Annotated in this window: 3 protein-coding genes; 1 reads left to right on the top strand and 2 read right to left on the bottom strand. The window is 72.7% G+C overall.

Annotated features, from left to right (window positions below):
* Both pheA and CVO76_RS17070 read right to left on the bottom strand, forming a co-directional pair.
* On the bottom strand, window positions 1–855 hold an 855-nt coding region (pheA, locus tag CVO76_RS17075; RefSeq protein WP_208740242.1), incomplete at its 3' end, for a prephenate dehydratase.
* Window positions 852–1,178, bottom strand: a complete 327-nt coding sequence (locus tag CVO76_RS17070; RefSeq protein ID WP_133080073.1) for a rhodanese-like domain-containing protein — start codon at window positions 1,176–1,178, stop codon at window positions 852–854. The genes CVO76_RS17070 and pheA, both read right to left, overlap by 4 nt.
* Before the next feature lie 147 nt (window positions 1,179–1,325).
* Between CVO76_RS17070 and CVO76_RS17065 the strand changes: the two genes are divergently transcribed.
* Window positions 1,326–2,244, top strand: a 919-nt coding sequence (locus tag CVO76_RS17065; RefSeq protein ID WP_208740241.1) for an amidase, incomplete at its 3' end; no start/stop codon positions are given.

Below are 2,244 nucleotides of genomic sequence, written 5' to 3'. Positions count from 1 at the left end.
CCGCGGCGATGTTGAACGCGGGGCGTAGGACCCGAGGAAGCGCAGTCCCGGACTGATCCGGTGCAGCCCCTTGAGGGCGTCGGCCACACGGGCGTCCTCGACATGGCCGTCGGCGTCGACGCTAAAGAAGTAGTCCCCGAGGAAGTGGCCCGTGGGCCTGGACTCGATGCGGCTCAGGTTGACGCCGCGCGCCGCGAACTGGTCGAGGATCTGCATCAGCGCACCCGGGTGGTCGTCGGGCAGGGGGATCACGAGGGTTGTCTTGTCGGCCCCTGTGCGTGGCGGCAGGGCGTCCGGCCTGCCCACCAGCACGAAGCGCGTGACGGCGTCGGTGACGTCCCCGATGTCGGCCGCGAGGACCGCGAGTCCGAGGCGCCCGGCGACGAGGGGGGAGCAGATGGCGGCGTCGTAGCCAGCATCCGTGTCTGCCAGCCCGTACGCGGCCGCGGCGGTCGACGACGCCGGGAAGTATTCCGCTTCGCGTATATGAGCGTCGACCCAGTTGCGGCACTGCGCCCAGGCGTGGCCGTGCGTGGCGATGCGGCGGACGGCGTCGAGCGGCGTGCCCGGACGGGCAGCCAGCACGAATGTGATCGGCACGAGCTCCTCGCGCAGGATCCGGAGCGGCTCACCCACGGCGATGGCGTCGAGGGTGGCGCTCACCCCGCCCTCCACGGAGTTCTCGATGGGCACCATCGCCGCATCCACGGTTCCGGAGCGGACGGCGTCGAGCGCCGCGCCGACCGTCGACGCCGGGACACGGCGTGCGTCCTCCGCCCCCGGCACCTGGAGCAGTGCGGCTTCCGTGAAGGTCCCCTCAGGGCCCAGGTAGGCGTAGGAATCGGACCGAGTCACAGGACGGTCGGCTCGCTGCCCGTCTCGGACACCATCGGCTTGCCGGCCTCGAGCCAGGCACCCATGCCGCCGCTGACGTTGACCGCCGTATAGCCGTTGCCCTCGAGCCACTGGGCTGCACGCTGGGAGCGGCCACCGCTGCGGCAGATGACGTGCAGGTCCTCGTCCGGATCCAGTTCACCCAGCCGGGCGGGAAGCTGGTCGAGCGGGATGTGCAGCGCGCCGTCGACGTGGCCCGCCTCCCACTCGTAGTCCTCGCGCACGTCGAGGATCCTCGCGTCGTCGGGCACGGCCGTCACCGGTACGTTCTGGGGTTCGCTCATGCGCCTACCTTTTCACGGCCCGGTGGGGTGCCGCCATTGCTACGGCCGCACCGGGCGGGGGAACGGCTCCTATAGTTGTCCTTGTCGTTTCTTCACGGGCCCATGGCGCGGCGGGTCCCGGAACCGCCCGCCTCCGATTGGGAACCCATGAGCGAACTCCACGAACTCTCCGCACTCACACTCCGCGACGCGCTGGTGCGCGGCGCGGTCAGCGCCCGCGAGGTCACCGAGCACTTCCTCCGGCGCATCGACACCCTCAACCCCGACCTCGGCTCCTTCGTCACCGTGACCCACGACGACGCCCTGCGGGCCGCCGACCACGCCGACCGGCTGCGTGCGTCCGGGGTTGCCCTCGGCCCGCTCCACGGCGTGCCCCTGGCACACAAGGACCTCACCGACGTCGCCGGCGTGAGGACCACCCTGGGCACGGCGGCCCTCGACCACGCCGTCGCCGAGCAGGACGCCCCGCTGGCCTCGGTGCTGCGCCGGGCCGGCGCCATCAGCCTGGGCAAGACCCAGGTCCCCGAGTTCGGACTGAGCTGCTACAGCGAGAACCGGATCGCCCCACCGGCCCGCAACCCCCTGGACCGTCGCCTCAGCCCGGCCGGATCGTCGGGCGGCAGCGCCGCCGCCGTCGCCGCCGGGATGGTCCCCTTCGCGCCCGGCACCGACGGCGGGGGTTCCATCCGCATCCCGGCGGCGGCGACCGGGCTGGTGGGCCTCAAGCCGAACCGCGGCCGCGTGCCGTCGGGCTCGGGACAGGCGGACCTCGGCCAGTTCGTCGTCGCCGGCCCGCTCGCCCGCTCGGCCGTGGACGCCGGGCTGATGCTCGATGCCCTCGTGCGGGAGCCAAACTACCGGCCCACGAGTGCGGCGTCCCGCTACCCCGGGTCCTTCACCGAGGCCGCGCTGCGGGCCGAGGGCCGCTTCCGCATCGGCGTCAGCACAGCCTCCCCCTTCTCCGGCGCGATGGACATCAGCCTGGACAGCGCCGCCACCGATGCCTTCTCCGCCGGGATCCGCCGGCTGCAGCAGGCCGGCCACGACGTCGTCGACGCGGACCTCA

The organism is Arthrobacter agilis, assembly GCF_002953615.1.
Lineage (GTDB): Bacteria > Actinomycetota > Actinomycetes > Actinomycetales > Micrococcaceae > Arthrobacter_D > Arthrobacter_D agilis_B.
The sequence above is the reverse complement of the archived record's forward strand: the minus strand, read 5'-3'. Positions and strand labels throughout refer to the sequence as shown.

Excerpts from the sequence above, each read along its gene's own strand:
- CVO76_RS17070 (WP_133080073.1), bottom strand. The coding sequence starts at position 1,178 with ATGAGCGAACCCCAGAACGTACCGGTGACGGCCGTGCCCGACGACGCG.